Origin of the sequence: Demequina sp. (assembly GCF_016278765.1) — a bacterium.
In the GTDB taxonomy this organism is placed as follows: Bacteria; Actinomycetota; Actinomycetes; order Actinomycetales; family Demequinaceae; genus Demequina.
On the sequence record NZ_JADQBE010000037.1, the window covers coordinates 1 to 15911 of the forward strand.

General features: G+C 68.6%; 19 protein-coding genes. 8 read left to right on the top strand and 11 right to left on the bottom strand.

The window, feature by feature from the left end:
- The first annotated feature begins 54 nt into the window (after positions 1-54).
- Positions 55-1032 (top strand): SRPBCC family protein, encoded by a 978-nt coding sequence (locus QZZ29_RS07125; RefSeq protein WP_291382297.1) that lies wholly within the window; start codon positions 55-57, stop codon positions 1030-1032.
- 64 nt (positions 1033-1096) lie between these two features.
- Here the strand turns inward: QZZ29_RS07125 and QZZ29_RS07130 are convergent, their stop codons facing one another.
- Entirely contained in the window at positions 1097-1567 is a 471-nt protein-coding gene (locus QZZ29_RS07130) for a hypothetical protein (RefSeq protein ID WP_291382298.1), read from the bottom strand.
- 94 nt (positions 1568-1661) lie between these two features.
- Between QZZ29_RS07130 and QZZ29_RS07135 the strand changes: the two genes are divergently transcribed.
- Both QZZ29_RS07135 and QZZ29_RS07140 read left to right on the top strand, forming a co-directional pair.
- Positions 1662-2090, top strand: coding sequence for a cupin domain-containing protein (locus QZZ29_RS07135; protein WP_291382299.1), 429 nt, complete (start codon positions 1662-1664; stop codon positions 2088-2090).
- A gap of 72 nt (positions 2091-2162) precedes the next feature.
- Positions 2163-3458 (top strand): GNAT family N-acetyltransferase, encoded by a 1296-nt coding sequence (locus tag QZZ29_RS07140; RefSeq protein ID WP_291382300.1) that lies wholly within the window; start codon positions 2163-2165, stop codon positions 3456-3458.
- 84 nt (positions 3459-3542) lie between these two features.
- Here the strand turns inward: QZZ29_RS07140 and QZZ29_RS07145 are convergent, their stop codons facing one another.
- Entirely contained in the window at positions 3543-4115 is a 573-nt protein-coding gene (locus QZZ29_RS07145; RefSeq protein ID WP_291382301.1) for a TetR/AcrR family transcriptional regulator, read from the bottom strand.
- A 119-nt stretch (positions 4116-4234) separates the two neighbouring features.
- On the opposite strand from QZZ29_RS07145, the gene QZZ29_RS07150 reads away from it, so the two are divergent.
- The 4 genes from QZZ29_RS07150 to QZZ29_RS07165 all read left to right on the top strand — a co-directional run bounded on the left by QZZ29_RS07150 (position 4235) and on the right by QZZ29_RS07165 (position 8669).
- Positions 4235-4855, top strand: a complete 621-nt coding sequence (locus tag QZZ29_RS07150; protein WP_291382302.1) for a dienelactone hydrolase family protein — start codon at positions 4235-4237, stop codon at positions 4853-4855.
- Positions 4856-4970: 115 nt separating this feature from the next.
- The gene (locus QZZ29_RS07155) at positions 4971-5657 is read left to right on the top strand and encodes a response regulator transcription factor (protein WP_291382303.1); all 687 of its coding nucleotides are present in this window, start codon (positions 4971-4973) and stop codon (positions 5655-5657) included.
- Positions 5654-7162 (top strand): HAMP domain-containing sensor histidine kinase, encoded by a 1509-nt coding sequence (locus tag QZZ29_RS07160; protein WP_291382304.1) that lies wholly within the window; start codon positions 5654-5656, stop codon positions 7160-7162. Before QZZ29_RS07155 ends, QZZ29_RS07160 begins: the two co-directional genes overlap by 4 nt.
- A 97-nt stretch (positions 7163-7259) precedes the next feature.
- Positions 7260-8669, top strand: a complete 1410-nt coding sequence (locus tag QZZ29_RS07165) for an MFS transporter (RefSeq protein WP_291382305.1) — start codon at positions 7260-7262, stop codon at positions 8667-8669.
- On the opposite strand, the gene QZZ29_RS07170 is transcribed toward QZZ29_RS07165, so the two are convergent.
- Together QZZ29_RS07170 and QZZ29_RS07175 are read right to left on the bottom strand one after the other, a co-directional pair.
- Positions 8666-8941 carry a hypothetical protein gene (locus QZZ29_RS07170; RefSeq protein ID WP_291382306.1) on the bottom strand — a complete coding sequence of 92 codons (276 nt, stop codon included), beginning with the start codon at positions 8939-8941 and terminating at the stop codon, positions 8666-8668. The genes QZZ29_RS07165 and QZZ29_RS07170 overlap by 4 nt on opposite strands.
- A 371-nt stretch (positions 8942-9312) precedes the next feature.
- Entirely contained in the window at positions 9313-9861 is a 549-nt protein-coding gene (locus QZZ29_RS07175) for a hypothetical protein (protein WP_291382307.1), read from the bottom strand.
- A gap of 227 nt (positions 9862-10088) precedes the next feature.
- Between QZZ29_RS07175 and QZZ29_RS07180 the strand changes: the two genes are divergently transcribed.
- On the top strand, positions 10089-10592 hold the full coding sequence (locus QZZ29_RS07180) for a TetR family transcriptional regulator C-terminal domain-containing protein (protein ID WP_291382308.1): 504 nt from the start codon (positions 10089-10091) through the stop codon (positions 10590-10592).
- Here QZZ29_RS07180 and QZZ29_RS07185 read toward each other — a convergent pair.
- The 7 genes from QZZ29_RS07185 to QZZ29_RS07215 all read right to left on the bottom strand — a co-directional run.
- Positions 10558-10869, bottom strand: coding sequence for a hypothetical protein (locus tag QZZ29_RS07185; protein WP_291382309.1), 312 nt, complete (start codon positions 10867-10869; stop codon positions 10558-10560). The genes QZZ29_RS07180 and QZZ29_RS07185 overlap by 35 nt on opposite strands.
- A gap of 390 nt (positions 10870-11259) precedes the next feature.
- Positions 11260-12033 carry a DUF6390 family protein gene (locus QZZ29_RS07190; RefSeq protein WP_291382310.1) on the bottom strand — a complete coding sequence of 258 codons (774 nt, stop codon included), beginning with the start codon at positions 12031-12033 and terminating at the stop codon, positions 11260-11262.
- A 74-nt stretch (positions 12034-12107) separates the two neighbouring features.
- The gene (locus QZZ29_RS07195) at positions 12108-13031 is read right to left on the bottom strand and encodes an EamA family transporter (protein WP_291382311.1); all 924 of its coding nucleotides are present in this window, start codon (positions 13029-13031) and stop codon (positions 12108-12110) included.
- A complete protein-coding gene (locus QZZ29_RS07200; RefSeq protein WP_291382312.1) occupies positions 13028-13294 on the bottom strand; it encodes a HypC/HybG/HupF family hydrogenase formation chaperone in 267 nt (88 codons plus the stop codon). Before QZZ29_RS07200 ends, QZZ29_RS07195 begins: the two co-directional genes overlap by 4 nt.
- Positions 13285-13794 carry a hydrogenase maturation protease gene (locus QZZ29_RS07205; RefSeq protein ID WP_291382313.1) on the bottom strand — a complete coding sequence of 170 codons (510 nt, stop codon included), beginning with the start codon at positions 13792-13794 and terminating at the stop codon, positions 13285-13287. The genes QZZ29_RS07200 and QZZ29_RS07205 overlap by 10 nt, the downstream gene beginning before the upstream one ends.
- A complete protein-coding gene (locus QZZ29_RS07210) occupies positions 13791-15098 on the bottom strand; it encodes a Ni/Fe hydrogenase subunit alpha (protein WP_291382314.1) in 1308 nt (435 codons plus the stop codon). Before QZZ29_RS07210 ends, QZZ29_RS07205 begins: the two co-directional genes overlap by 4 nt.
- On the bottom strand, positions 15095-15911 hold an 817-nt coding region (locus QZZ29_RS07215; RefSeq protein WP_291382315.1), incomplete at its 5' end, for a hypothetical protein. The genes QZZ29_RS07215 and QZZ29_RS07210, both read right to left, overlap by 4 nt.

The following is a 15911-nucleotide window of genomic DNA, read 5'->3' on the forward strand; positions in this document are numbered from 1 at the left end:
CCCCAGCCCGGCCGTCCCCCACGCCCGACGTCGTCCCCATGAAAGGCCCCCGCCATGCCCCTGTCTCGAGTTGTCAACGATCCCGAAGCCCTCACCATCACCGTGGTGGCCGACTTCCCCGTGCCCGTCGAGCGGCTATGGAACGCGTACGCAGACCCGCGCCAACTCGAGAGGTTCTGGGGTCCGCCCGAGTATCCGGCGAAGTTCACGCGCCACGATCTGTTCCCCGGCGGGCGTTCTCACTACGTGATGACCGGCCCGGAGGGAGACAAGGCGCCGGGGTTCTGGGAGGTCCTTGCGGTCGATCCGGGCAAGAGTTTCGAGGTGCGGGATGGCTTTGCCGACGAGGCGGGAGTCGAGAACACTGCGATGCCGTCCATGCGGATGGTCTTCACGTTCGAAGCCACCGAGGGTGGCTCCCGGGTGACGACGGTGACGCACTTCGGCTCCACCGAGCAGCTGGAGCAACTGCTCGCCATGGGCATGGACGAGGGCATGCGCTCGGCCATCGGCCAGATCGACGACGTGCTGGCGGACCTCGCGTCGTTCGCCGCTGAGCGCGCGACCGAAGCGCACATACTGTCCGATAGCCAGGTGCGCGTGACTCGCGTGGTCCGCGGGTCGGTGGAGCAGGTGTGGCGCGCCCACCACGACGCCGACCTCATGAAGCGATGGCTGCTCGGCCCCGACGGGTGGACCATGACGGTGTGCGAGATTGCCACCAAGGTGGGCGACACGTACCGGTACTGCTGGGAACCGGAGGGCGAAGGCGAGGGCTTTGGCTTCGACGGCGTGCTACTCGAATCCGTCCCGCCCCGTCGCGCCGTCACCACCGAGCACATGACCGGCACCGACTATCCCAGCACCACCAACCAGATGACGCTGACGCCCGTCGATGGTGGAACCCTACTCAGCATCGTGATCACCTACCCGAGCGCCGAGGTGAGGGACATGGTGCTCGCGACGGGCATGACCGACGGCATGGAGACCTCGTACGCGCGACTCGAGAGGGACGTGCTTGTGGGCTCATAGAGGCGATCCCGCGCGGAAGGCGGGTTGTGTGGCTCCGGCTTCGCCCCTGCCGAGGCGCCCGGGCCTATGCCTCGCGACCCAAGTACGGCGTCGGCTGCGTCTGCTCCCCCTCGGGTCCAAAGAACTCGATCCGGCACATCGCTCGCACGGCGGCCACGAACCACTCGCCGATCATCTCGTCGTATTCGCCCTGCACGCCCGAAAAGCCCACGGTGAGCCCGTCGCGGATGATGCCGCCGGGCCACTTGACGTCGCCGGTCTGGTACAGGTGCGACATGTCGGTGCGCAGGCGCGTGGTGTCCACGCCGGTGCGCTGCGCGAGCCGCGCCTTGGCGAGCGCGTATTCGCTCCACTCGCCAGGGTCCGCATCCAGGTTCGCCGTGAACAGTGGCTCGCCGTCGGGGTTGGCGGGGTTGAGGAGCACGATCGTGCCGGTGTAGCCGCGCAAGATGCCCTGCTCGTACGCGTAACGAATGGACGGCACGAGGGCGTCCCATGCACGGGCGCAGATCTCGGGGGTGATTCCTGTGAACATCGTCGTTCCTTCTTCCGGCTTGGCTTGTTCTTGTGACCATTGTGGCGCCTCACGCCGGAGGGCTGGCGCGCAGCACGCCTGGCACACTGAGGTGATGAGCGACTTTCAGAGAATCGACATGGGTGGCCTCGACGAGTGGCGCGCCTTCTACGGCGGCTTTGTCCCCGAACGATCGCGCGAGGGCCGTCGCGTGCTGGATCATGAGTTGCCGATGCAGTTCATCGGCGTGACCGCCAACAGCCTGGAGCCGGGCGAGGAGGCGGGCTACTGGCACACGCACTCCTCCGACGAGGAGCTCTACATCTTCCTCGCCGGCACAGGGCAGATGGGCCTGGACAGCGAGGTGATCGATGTGGGCCCCGGCACGGCCATCCGCGTCGGTCAGGGCGTGATGCGCACGTGGCGCGCGGCCCCTGACAGCGACGGCAACGTGCGGTGGCTGTGCATCCGCGGCGACGGCGGCGACCTGCCGCACCTCCCTGACGATGCCACTCGTGACGACTCGCGGCCGATGCCCTGGTAGGTGCCTCCTATGGCCTGGCCAAGATGCACCCCAGGGCGTACGCTCTGGCGGCACAACCTGAGGAGAGCACCGATGACGGCCTGGCGCATCCGCGATATCCACACCGACGACCTGGATGGCATTCTTCACCTGTACGAACAGTTGCGCGCCTCGGGCATTGCACCCGTCTACGCGCTCGCCGAGGTTCTCACCTCCGCCAGCGAAGACGTCGCCGTGGTGGCCACGTCCCAGGACGGCCAGATCATCGGCGCGTGTGTGGCGCGGGTGGCGCACAACCAGGCGTGGGTGATCTTTCACGCGGTGGTGGGGGAGCGACGCTCTCAGGGAATCGGCAGCCAGATGCTGCGCGCGGTCGAGCAGCGCCTCGCGGCGTACGGACCGAACGTGCTGTCCGCGTTGGTCCCAGCCGAGGAGATCCCCACCAAGGCCTTCCAGAACGCCGGGTACACCGAGAAGAAGCAGTTGCGCTACTTCGAGCGCCGCGTGCCCGTCCAGCGTGCCGAGGCCACTCACCTCGCTGAGCTTGGCGGTCGCATCCTGCCCCGCGACCTGTGGGACGCGGTGGGCGGCATGCGCCGCGAGAAGGAGATTCTGGAGAAGCGGCTCGTGATGCCGCTCGCCGAACCCGAACTCGCGGAGCAGTACGGCGTCGCACCGCCGCGCGCCGTGGTGCTGTTCGGCCCGCCCGGAACGGGCAAGACGACGTTTGCGAAGGCGATCGCGTCGCGCCTGGAGTGGGCCTTTGTCGAGGTCTTCCCGTCGCGCCTGGCCGCCGACCCCAAGGGTCTCGCGGGGGCGCTGCGCGACACGTTCCAGGAGATCGACAAGCTGGAACATGCCGTGGTGCTGATCGACGAGGTGGAGGAGATCGCGTCCCACCGACGTGGCGACCCGCCGTCCCCGCTACAGGGTGTCACCAATGAGTTGTTGAAGATCATCCCGGCCTTCAGGGACCGGCCCGACCGACTGCTGGTGTGCGCGACCAACTTCATCCGCTCGCTCGACAGCGCGTTCCTGCGCCACGGGCGCTTCGACTACGTGATCCCCATCGGCCTGCCCGACGCCGACGCCCGGGCCGCGATCTGGGAGCGGTTCGTTCCCGCGGCGTCGGCCCGGCAGGTGGATGTGGACGCGCTGGTGGAGGCATCCGAGGGGTTCACCCCTGCCGACATCGAGTTCGCCGCGCGGCGGGCGTCGCAGGCCGCGCTTGAGGCTGCCATGGATCGCGGCACACCAGCGGAGGGCGCCGCCCCAGGCGGGCCCACGACGAGCGATTACCTGGAGGCGATCGGCTCCACCCGCGCGACAGTTTCCCCTGCGGTGGTGGCGGAGTTCCTCGAGGACATTGAGTCAATCGCGCGGCTGTAAACACCTAGACGACTCACTATGTAGGACAACGGAGCGCAGACCCCGCGGTTCTGCAGGCGGGGGCCACTCACCGCCAGGCAGGGGCTACTCGCCGCTGCGCCGCACCCAGCGCTCCAGGTGGGCGGCCTCGCGCTGCAGCGGATCCGGGTCGTCGAGCGCATGGCTCAAAGCCGCGGCACCTTCCATGACGGCGATCAGGTGAGTGGCTCGCGCCCGCGCCGCCGCGTCTGAGAAACCCAGCTCGACAAACTCGCCGGCGGCCCAATCGATCAACGCGGAGAACACCGCGCCGGCGGCGGAGCCGAGCTCCGGCGAGTGGGTGGCCAGTTGCGCGGCGATGGAGCCCAGCGCGCTGGCGTACGCGCGTACGTAGTCGATGTCATCACGGTAGAGGTCCAGGAAGGACACCAAGCGGTCCTCAGGCGTGGGGAGTTCTCGCCACGTCTCGATCGCGGACTGGTAGCGCTCGGCGAGCCGATCCACCACGGCCAGTCCCACGTCGTCCTTGGTCTTGAAGTAGTAGTACACCGAACCGGAGGCGACGCCCGCGTGTTCGGCGATGTCGGCGATGGACGTGCTCGCGAAGCCGTGTCGGTACGCAAGGTGGAGAGCGGCATCGGCAAGCCGCTCGCGCTTGTCAGTTGCGGGGCGTGGCATGGAACCTCCTGCGAAAAAAGCGAATCAACTCAGTATCCACCCTCCGCGAACAAACGGCCGTGCAAGGCCCGATCCGGCCCGCGGATGGATGACGCGTGCGACACTGATGGAGGGGTGTTTTGTCTACACGCACTCCCGCGGGAGGTCCCACCATGGTCAATGTGGTTCTTACACACTCGGCTCTGGGCCTGGACTCCAACCTTGAATCGTGGGCGGAGTGGCTGAGGGGCGAGGGTCACGAAGTCATCGCGCCAGATCTCTATGGCGGCGACACCTTTGACACCCTCGAAGCCGGCCTGCAGCGCCTCGAATCGATCGAGATGAACAAGGTGGTGCAGGCTCTCCAGGCGATCGCGAGTGAACTTGATGAGCCCGTGGTGCTGATGGGCTTTGCCCTGGGCGCCGCCGCCAGTGAAATCGCCGCACTCACAGAGAAGGGCGTCGCGGGGCTCATCCTGGTGGGCGCCGCGAGCTCCCCCGAATGGTTCGGCAACCCGCCGTGGCCCAAGGGCCTGAAGGCTCAGGTGCACTATGCGGCCGAGGATCCGACCGTGGAACCGGCCGAGGTTGAAGCGCTCGTCGAGAGCGCACCCCCCGGCGCGCTCGAGGTGTTCAAGTACCCCGGCGGCGCCCACCTGTTCGCCTTCCCCAATTACGTGGACTACGACCCCCTTGCCGCAGATCGTCTGCGGACCGCGGTGCGCGCCTTCCTGATCGAGGTCGCCGAGGCGGCGCACTAGGACTCGCCCCCGCCCGCCCCGACGCGTGCCACGCGTGCGACGCGCCGAACCACGCTCGGCTACATCGCGGCGGATTCTGAGCCACATGTGAGCATCGAGTGCTTGACTGTGGGACATGAATCAGCGACGCATCCTTGTGGTGGACGACGAGGACAACCTCCGCACCATGCTGGTGGCGGCGCTCAAATTCGAGGGCTACCAGGTACAACAGGCCGTAGACGGCCGTGCTGGTCTGCGCGCCGCGAAGGAATCGCGCCCCGATCTGATCGTGCTGGACGTGATGATGCCCGAACTTGACGGCTTTGGCATGCTCAAGCGGCTTCGCGAGTCGGGCGATCGCACGCCCGTCATCTTCCTCACCGCCAAGGACACCTCGGCCGATGCCGTCGAGGGCCTGGTCCTTGGCGCCGACGACTACCTGGCCAAGCCGTTCTCGCTCGAGGAGCTGGTGGCCCGGGTCGAGTCCGTGATGCGTCGCGTGGACGCCTCGCCCAGCGCATCGTCCGTGATGAAGCTCGCCGACCTGACGTTGGATGACGTGGCCCACGAGGTCACGCGCAACGGCGAAGAGATCCACCTGTCGCCCACCGAGTACAAGTTGGTGGCGTACCTCATGGCGAATACGGGGCGCGTGATGTCGCGCGGTCAGCTGCTGAGCAACGTGTGGGGCTACTCGCCCGACGACGACCCCTCGGTGGTGGAGACGTACATCGGCTATGTGCGCAAGAAGGTGGACGCGTTCGAGCCCAAGCTGATCCACACGGTGCGCGGCGTGGGCTACACCATGAAAGTGCCGCAATGACCGCTGGCGAGCCGTCGGCCCGCACGCGTGCGTTGTCGTTGCGGACGCGGGTGCTCGTGGGCCTGGCGGCTATCGCTCTGGTGGCGATCATGGCCGCCGTCGCGGTGACGGTGACCACGCAGCATTACCTGGTGAGCCAAGTCGACGACCGACTGCTCGCCTTCTCGGGGCCGTCCCACGGGACCGGGTTGGGAGACGCGGACGACTATGTGGTGTCGGGAGGCGACGCGGACGATGACGAGACCAGCGGTTCCTCGACGTCGACCACCACGGATTGGTGGAACGAGCGGCCCTCCGACGCGGTGCGCGGGCTACTCACCGAAACGGGAACGCTGGTGGTGCAATTCCAGCCGAACGTGTACGGCGAAGAGCGGTTCGACGCTCCCGTGATCAACCCGGCGGACCTGAGCCGCACGTCCTTGACCTACCTCACGTCGCGGGCCCCCGGCGACCACGAGTACCGCGTGCTCGCCAAGCCCCTGTCCAGCGGCTGGGAGATCACGGCCGTGTCGCTCGAGGGCGTCCGGTCCGCGACTCAACGGCTCGTCATGATCGAAGCCTTGGGCATCGGAGCACTGCTTGCGGGACTTGGACTGGTGGCGTGGTGGGTGATCCGCTTGGGGATCAGCCCCATGGGTCGCATGGTCGACGCCTCGACCCGGATCGCCAATGGCGACTTTGATGTGCGGCTTGACGCCGCGACGAGCGGGACCGAGTCGGCCGCGCTCGCGACGTCGCTGAACACCATGATCGGCCGTCTCACCGACGCCCTGTCCGAGCGGGAGCGTTCGGAGGCGCGGTTGCGCGAGTTTGTCGCCGATGCCTCCCACGAACTCCGCACACCACTGACCACGGTGCTGGGCTACGCGCAGCTGTTCCGCAGGGGAGCGCTGACCCGCAAGGCGGAGCAAGCCGACGCGTGGAGCCGCACCGAGGCGGAGGCGACGCGCATGAAGCGCCTGGTCGAGGACATGCTGGAGTTGGCTCGTTACGACGCGGAGCCCGAGATGCACCTCGCACCCACGGACCTGGCGCGCGTGGTGTCCGAAGTCTTGAATGATGCCGCACGGGTCCACCCGGAGGTGTCGTTCGCGATGGGAGGGCCGGGCCCGCTGGTGCCCGACGTGGCGGGCGCGATCACGGCGCAGGTGGACGGCGACCGGCTGCGCCAGGCCATCATCAACGTCGTGGGCAATGCCGCCCAGCATGGCGCGACTCACGTGGTGGTGACTGTGACTCAGGAGTCTCGCGGGGACGCGGACAACGTGCGTGTCGAGGTGGCCGATGACGGCCCCGGCATGACGCCCGAGGTCGCCGCGCGCGCCACCGAGAGGTTTGTGCGTGGCGAGGGGTCCCGGTCGCGGTCGACTGGCGGTGCGGGGCTGGGCCTGGCCATCACGGCCGCGATCGTCGAGGCCCACCACGGCCACCTGGAGATCGCCAGCGTTGAGGGCGAGGGCACGCGCATCGGCATGGTGTTGCCCATGGTGCAGCCGCGACAGTAGTCGTCGAACGGGCCACGGCTGCTCGTTCCGCGGCTTGGCGTGTGGGAGAATCGAGTCGAAACGTTTCGATTTCTCTGGACGCCTGGCAGGAACCTTCATGACTACCGACGCAGACGACGTTCCCACGGAAGCGACCGTGGCCCGTTCTCACGACGAGACGCATATCTATGCCTCGCCGGTGTCGGGCGACCCCCTCGTCCTTCCCGGCGAGGCCACGGCGCCCCCGGGCTCGGTCTCCGGAACCGCCGCCGGCGACGCCGGAACCGCAGCCGCACCCCTGGCGCCACCCGTCTCGCCGGCACGCGCCAATGTGGTGCTCGTCGCGCTCGCGGTGTCGGCCTTCCTCTTCGTCACCAACGAGATCGCACCGATGGGACTGATCCCCTCGATGGCGGCGGACCTGGGCAGGTCCGAGGCCCAATTGGGCATGGCGGTCACGGTGTTCGCGATGGCGGTGATGTTCGCGACCCTGCCGCTCGCGATGCTCACGACCAGGATGGTGCGTCGCTGGGTGCTGGTGGGGGCGCTCGTGATCTTCACGGCGGGCGCGTTCCTCGCTGCGAACGCCGATACCTACGCGGCGCTCCTGTTCGCGCGCGCGCTCACCGGCGTTGCCCACGCGCTGTTCTGGGCGGTGGTGGTGCCCGCCGCGGCCGGCATGTTCCCGCTGGTTCGGCGCGGCCGGTCGGTCGCGCGGCTCTCGCTGGGTCCGGCGTCGGCCGGCGTGGTGGGCTTGCCCGCGGCGACCTACCTGGCACAGCAGACCCACTGGCACACGCCGTTCTGGATTCTGGCGGCCGGCGGCGCGCTGCTTGCGGTGCTGGTGGCGGTGGTGATGCCGAGCTTCCGCACCCACCAGGGCACCATGGTGCGCGGCGAATTCCCGTCGCTGCGCAAGTTCATTCGGGTCATGGCCGTCACCGGCCTGATGACGGCCGCCATGCAACTCACGTGGACCTTCTTTGCGCCCTACTACACCGAGGTGACCGGCTTCGCGGATGGCACCGTGTCGATCCTGCTGTTGGTGGGTGGCTTCACCGGCGTGGTGACCACATGGATGGTGGCGCGGTTCCTGGACCGGTGGCCCGTCAAGGCCGTGGTGTTGGGACTGGCCCTGCTCCTGGTCATGTGGACCGGCCTGTCCCTCGGCGGACAGTTCAAGCCGGTGGCGGTGGCGATGATTGCTCTACAGGGAATCTCCTGGTCCGTCCTGGTGATCGCGGTGGTGAACTGGGCGCTGCGCCACTCGCCGTGGACCGTGGATATCGGCAACGCCACCTACGCAACCTTGTTCAACGTCGGCAACGTGATCGGCTCGCGCGTGGGGGCCATCATGTTGGGCGCCTGGGGCGCGCGGTGGTTGCCGGTCGCCTCCTGGCTACTGGTCGCCGTGGCGCTCGGCCTCGTGCTGACGATGCCGCGGGGCGCGGGCCGCACGCGCTGGAGTAGGCCGGGCGCGGGCGCGGGCGCGGGCGTTGGCGCGGGCGCGGCGTCGGCCAAGGGCTAGTTGGTGCCCTTGCCGGGAGTCGCTCCGGCGGTCCCACCTGGCGCGGACAACGCGGGGGCATCGTTGCGGGGCAGCGGGAGGTCCTCCCGCGAAACGTCAGGCAGCGTCACGGTGGTGCTGACCACGGTGATGGTCAGCAGGTCGTTCACCTGGGAGGCGTACCAGTCGGAGAATCGCTTCGCGCCGGCGGTGAACCAGCCGCTGGTCAGGGCGGCCAGGAGAGCGACGACGACGACGGTAGCGAAGCCCGCCTCGACCGCTCTCAACACCACGTAGTTCCTTGACTGCACCGGTTTTCGCCGTCCTCACATCATGGCCGTCGTCTTCGCCGAGCGCGCGTGCGCCGAGTTGCAAGGGCGGCGGCCCCCCCAGGGCCATGTCGATCGCGCGGCGCGGGTTGCGCGGGGCGACCTCATCCGGGCACACAACTGCACGCCACATATCTAGTAACGCACATCGCGCGCGAAAGGTTGGGGCGGGGATGTTGCGAACAGGTGAACTTTTGCGCCGACAAGGGGCCAGGGGTTGTCTCGCAGTTGCCTGGGTTCCGTCACGCGCACGGCGACCCAGATTTGGCCGACGCCCCTACCGACGCGTCGGAAACCCTGGCGCCCCCGCGGCCAAGCCCAAGCGCGACGCGGCGCTAAGAGAGCAGGCGGTGGAGGTCGCTGAGTGGCGGCTGAAGCATCGACCGCACGATGAGCGGGTTGGTCTGCGAGCCCGCGACCAGTTCCAAGGCGGCCTCACACAACGCGTCGAGTTCGGCCTCGTGGTTGCCGAGCGCCCGGTGAGCGTTGGCCACGCCCGTGAGGATCGCGCCCCGCAAGGCCAGCACGGAGGTGGGGTCGGTGGCGGCGTCGGCAAGTTGCTGGTATTGCGCCTCTGCCTTCGCCAAGACGTCGAGCGCCTGCTCCGCGCGGCCGGTCTCCAGCATGCAGCTGGCCGTGCCCACGTTGATCCGGATCAGCTCGGTGCGCTCAAACTGCGACGGGCCCGGGCCGGTGAGGACGTATTCCGCGACCTCGAGGGCCTCCAGCCAGGTGGCCTCAGACTCCGCGACCCGGTTCTGCTGTGCCAGTTGCATCGAATACCACGACAGCCGCTGGGCCAGGTGAATGGCGCTCTCGCGAGGCTGGCGGTCAAAGTCGGCGCGCAAACGAGTCACGTCTTTGCGCGTGCTCTCGATGCTCATGTTCTGGAGTGTATGTGATCAAATTCACAGTGCCAATAGGCACTTTTGCTGGGACTTTGCAGGATGGCCGGGTTGTCCGGGTATGGGGTTTTTCTGACAGGGGTCGATCGATCGATCTCGCGAATTGGGGTCCGCACGGTACCGTCATACCTGAGTGAGCCGACACCTTGGGGAGCGCCACGTGACCACCATTTCGCAGCCCGACCCTTCCGGGCAGGCGTCTTGGAGTGGGCGCGCGGGCGGGCATCTCTCACACGGGTCTGCTGCACTACTTCCCCACTAAGGCCCACCTGCTGATGGCGGTGCTGCACCACCGTGACGAGGTGGACCGCCTTGACCTCGACGAGGACGTGGCGCAGGGCGTCTCCTTCATCGAGGCGATGATCCATCTTGCGGAGCGCAACGCGCTCCGACGCCCCATGGTGGAGGCTTTCACCGTACTCGCCGCGGCGGCGACCACGCCGGACCATCCCGCTCACGCCTGTTTCAGGATTCACTACAACGACGCAATCGCATCGGCCACCCAGAGCTTTCGCGAGCTCAAGGCGGCTGGCACGCTGCGCCCCGAGGTGGATCCCGAGCGCGAGGGCGCCCAATGGATCGCGCTCATGGACGGCCTGCAGACCCAGTGGCTGCAGTCGCTCGCCGACTACCCCCGCGCGCCCCTCGATATGGCGGCCGAGCTGCGCTACCGGCTCACCGCGATGCTGGCTGCGCCTCCGACTTCGTGATCAGCCGGGCGATCTCGTCACGGCCGAATCCGGGGATCATCCCAAAATCGGCCAGCACCACCAAGGGGAAGTCGTCCACCATCGACAGCATCGTGGGGTCGAGTTCCGCGCACAGTCGCTCGGCGTCCGCCCCGGTCGCGGGGCGGGCCACCAGCGACTCTGGGGCGCCGATGTTCACCTGCACCACCTCGGCGCCCTTGCGGTGACCGGTGTTCGTGACGCGCGCGGTGACGGTGACCCGGGCATCGGCGTCGGATCCCTTGACCGCGGCCCCCACGGAATCGATGGCGAAGGTCGTGTAGGTGAGGCGGAACCCGAAGGGGTACGCGTCAGCGTCTACCGAGTTGTCGCGGGCACACGCTGGCGAGGGTCAGCATCGACGCCATGGTCGCCAACGCCAGCCAGGGCCCGATGGCGAGGGCCCGATGGCGATGGCCAGCAGCGTTCCGCCGATGAGGTGCGCGGTGTAAGGGCCGTGGAGGGGAACGTCGGCGAGGTGCGCGACCAGCAGTCCGCCAACTCCGCCAAGCGCCAGTCCCACTCGGGGACACGGCCCTGCCGTAGCTCGTGCACCGACCAGGTCAACGCGCCCGCGGAGGCGCCTCCCGCCGCCACCATCGTCGTGGGGTCCAGAACTCCGTTGGGTAGGTGCATGATCCCACTCCGGTCAGGCAAGCACCGTCGCGGGTGCGGAGTACGCGCAGGCGCCCACGGCGTCGAGCTCGATTGCGGTAGAGCGTCGTAGACGGGCCAGCTCAGACGGCCCGAGCCGGTCACACACCCAGTCCCAGTGCAGGGCCACCCAGTCGCCGGGCTGCACGGCGTGCGCCAGCGCCTGGCCGTCGCGTCGCAGCCGCGCCGGTTCGGGTGCAGCCGCCCTCAGCGTCAGCTGCCGTCCGTCCCATGTGAGGCTCCTGCTGTAGACCACCGCGGTGTCGCCGTGCAGGGCCGCCACCCGGCCCCAGCGGATGCGGCAGCGATCCAGCACCTGAAGCGGCACCTCACCCATGCCGCCGCGCATCAGCCCCACCCACGGGTAGACGCCGAACACGTGGAAGTTGTGGTGCGGGGTCGCGCCCGCGACCACGGCGCCGGCGAGCCGCTCGAACTCGAGGCGCGACAGTCGGGGCCGGAACCGGGTTTCGAGCGAGTCCACAAAGGGCCGACCCCCGCAGCGGGCCAACTCGGGACCGCCCAGCCAGTAGGTGCGCACCACGACGGGGTCGAGCGGCGCCCTGCCAAGGCATTCGCCGATGAGTTCGAGGTACGGCCAGGCGCCCTCGAATCCGCGCGCCACCTCCGCAAGCGCCGGTCCCGACGCGTGGTTGGCGACGCGTTCCAGGAGCTCGTCCGCGCGGTCGGGTCCGCAGTACCCGCGTTCGTTGGGTGGGAACGCGTAGCGGCCGAACATCACCGCGCCGTCGGCCTCGCACGGTGCCACCCTGAGTCCCACGTCACTGCGGTCGCCTGCTGCCGGCGTGTGGGTCGGGCCTCGCGTCCGACGTGCGGTGACGGTCACGTGATGGCTCGCCTCCCGAGGGGGCCGGGCCGGGGCGCCAGCCACACGAGCAACCCGCCCGCGGCGAGCGCCGCCAGCCACGGAGCCTTGGCGGCCATCGGCGCACCGTCGAACACGCCCGCGAGCGCCGCAGTCACCACGGCGCCGAGCACGAGCACGGCGGTGACGTCCACGGCTGGGGCGCGCCACAGCGCCTGGTGCCAGGTGAGCACGTAGCCGGCGAGCAGCACGCCGGTGAGCAGGACCCAACCCCACTGAGCGGAGGTGTGCGGCACCACCGCGCCCAACGCCCCGGTCGCTGCGGCCCACGCGAGCAGCGCGACGGAGCCGCCGCCCATGCGCACCAGGGACACGGTCCACGGGGTGACGCCCCCGAGCAGGCGCTTGGTGGCGACCACCTCGACGGCCCACATGAGGGTCGCTGCGCCGATCATGACGATGCCGAGGTCCGGGGCGAGGGAGACGGCGCCCGTGAGCCCCAGCTGGCCGAGCAGCAGCAGGACGATCGCCGCGCCGTGCCACGGCGTGAGCCTCTCCTGGAGCAGCGGAATGGCGAGGAGTGCAACCCACACGATCAGGGTCTTGTGCAGGAACGCCGCCTGGGTGGATGCGGTGGAGGCGAGACCTCCGAAGAACAGCAGGAACGGCACGGCTCCGCCGAGGATCGCCACATAGAGGAGTCCCCACCGTTGCCGCTGACGCGTGGGACGGCTGAGGGACACCGACTTGGCCCCGCCGGCGCGGCGCGCGGCGAGGAAGACGGCGGCGATCACCAGGGCGGCGGCGGCGTTCTTGGCGGTCGTGTAGGCGGTGGGGTTGCCGTACGCGGCCACGCCGCTGGAGTTGACCCAGATCGCCGCGCCCGAGATCACGGCGGTGCCGAGAGCGAGCAAGAGGCCGCGGGTGCGGGTAGAGGTCATGGCGCCATCTCCTTGTGGTGTGGGGCGGACGATGCTGGGGGCGTGTTACGGATCGCCAGCGCGTCGAGTGCCCTCGCCTCAGAGATCCGTTCGAGCACGAATCCGGAGTGGATCACCACCCAGTCGCCTGGCCTGATGTCGGCGCCGATGGTCATCTTGAGCACATCTTCGCGGCGGCCTGGCTGATGAGTGCCGCCGTGTTCCACCACGGCACGTCCCTCGTCGACCACCTCGACCACCTTCGCCACTGTCCCTAAGCACATGTCCCCGCCCCGCCTCCCTTGGTGACCACACCGGCGGTGGCCAACTCGGCGCACACGGCGGCCACCGCGTCGTCGATACTCGCCGTGACCTGAGGCGACATTGGACCGTGAGTCAAGGTGCTGGCCTCGATGCCCACGAGGGCGACGTGCTCCGGCAGCGTCCCGAGGGTGCGCGACAGCTCGACCGCCCCCGCCACCCCGAACGCGTGGCTGCCCCCGCGGCCCGCAGCGGCAAACGCGTGCGTCGGCAGCGAGGGGTCGCGCGTGCCCGCGCGGCACACTGTCACGGTGCCAGCGGCAACGCCCGAGATCATCGCGTCGACGAGGACCACGGCGTGGCACCCCTCCCACGCGTGCACCAGGGCCGTTGGGTCCTCCCTGGTGAGCACCTCGACGTCGTCCCCGACTACCTCTCGCACGCGCTCGGCGACGGCGGTGCCGACGGCATCGTCGCCTCTGTCCGGCGAGCCCAGGCCGATGACCATCGCCCGGGCGGTCATGATCGTTGCACCCTGAGATCCAGGAAGTGGGTGGCGCAGGAGATGCAGGGGTCGTAGTTGCGGATCGCAGCCTCGCAGCGGTGTGTGAGCGCGTGGTCGTCCAGGTCCACCCACTGCTGTGCGGCGAGCCGCAGGTCCGCCTCGATGCTCGCCTGGTTCTGCGACGTGGGCGGAACGATCTGCGCGTCCTCGATCACACCGTCGGCGTCGATCTTGTAGCGGTGCCAGATGGTGCCGCGGGGGGCCTCGGAGGCGCCGACACCCTCCCCGGCCCGCGGCGCGACCGGCACGGAAGGCGCGTGGCCGTCGGCCCATTGGTCGATGATGCGCAGGGCCTCCTCGAAGGCGTACGCCAACTCCACCGCGCGCACGATGATCGACTTGAAGGGGTTGCGGCACGTCTGACCGAGCCCAGCCCTCTGCGCCGCCTCTTGGCAGCGGGGGCTGAGCTGGTCAAAGTTGAGGCTGTAGCGCGCGAGTGGGCCCACAAAGAACATCTCGCCGTCGAAGCGGGCGTGCAGCGCATTGGAGTGTTCCACATGGAATTCCTCAACATGTTGAGGAATTTCGGCAACGGGGAACCGCGCTCCGGAGCTCGCGACCATCTCCGTGCCGCGCTCCAACGGGTACCAGTCCGGGTGGCGCAGCGAGACGTAGTTGTAGTCCTGCTCCATCTCGGGGAAGTCAAAGGTGGACACCAGCTGGACTGCGGCGAGCGAGTCCTCGAGCCCGCGCTCCAGGTCCGGGCGCAGCGCCTCCAGCTGGGTGAGGGTGGGCATCCGGTAGAAGCCGCCCACACGCACGTTGACCGGGTGGATGGCGCGCCCGCCCACCAGTTCCATGAGGTCGTTGCCGCACTTCTTGAGGCGCAACGCCATGGTGACCACGTCGGCGTGGTCCTTGGCCATCTCCAACACGGACTCGAAGCCCAGGAAGTCCGGGGCGTGCAGCATGAAGATGTGCAGGGAGTGCGACTCGATCCATTCGCCGCAATACAGCAGGCGGCGCATTAACTGGATCTCGTCCGTGGTGGTCACGCCGCAGATGGTTTCCATCGCCTCCGTGGATGCGCTTTGGTAGGCGACGGGGCAGATGCCGCAGATGCGGGCGGTGATGTCCGGCGGCTCGGTGTACTTGCGGCCGCGCAGGAATCCCTCGTAGAAGCGCGGCGGCTCGAAGATGTTGAGCTTGACCGACACCACCTCGCGGTCCTTGATCTCAATGTGCATGCCGCCTTCGCCCTCGACCCGGGCGAGCATGCCCACGTTCAGCACCTGCCCTCCGTCCTTCAGCTGGTGGGTCATGACGCACCTCCCGCGGCCACCGTGTTGCCGGCCGCCTCGACGGCTTCACTCGCAGAGGCAAATTCTGGGGCGCCCGCATTGAAGGTGCGATAGACGCGCACGATGTCGTCGTTGCCCATGCCCAGGTCCACCAGTTGGCGGGTGAGCGAGTCCGTATTGGCGCTGTCTTGCGGGCCAAAGCAGCCGTAGCAGCCGCGTCCGTAGGACGGGCACAGGGCGCCGCAGCCGGCCTGCGTCACCGGGCCAAGGCACGGCTGCCCGCTGGCGACGGGCACGCACACGTTGCCCTTGAGCTTGCATTCGACGCACACCGAGTAGGTGGGGATGCGCGGCTTGCGGCCGTTGAGGAACGCCGCGAGCACCTCGACCAGCTGACCCTTGTCCACGGGACAGCCGCGCAGCTCGTAGTCGACGTCCACGTGGCTCGCGATCGGGGTGGACGTGTCGAGCGTGGAGAGGTACTCGGGGTGGGCGTAGACGATCGAGCGGTATTCGTCCACGTCGGCCCAGTTTCTGAGTGCCTGGATGCCGCCGGCGGTGGCGCACGCGCCGATGGTCACGAGCGTTCCGGATTGGGCGCGGATCTCGTGGATGCGCTTGACGTCCTCGGGCGTGGTGATGCTGCCCTCCACGAGCGACAGCTCATAGGGACCCTCGACCACCGCGCGGGTGGCCTCCGGGAAGTACGCGATGTGGACGGCCTCCGCGATGCTGAGCAGCTCGTCCTCGCAGTTGAGCAAGCTGAGCTGGCAGCCGTCACAACTGGCGAACTTCCAGACGGCGAGCTTGGGACGGGTGGGCCCGGCCGGGGTC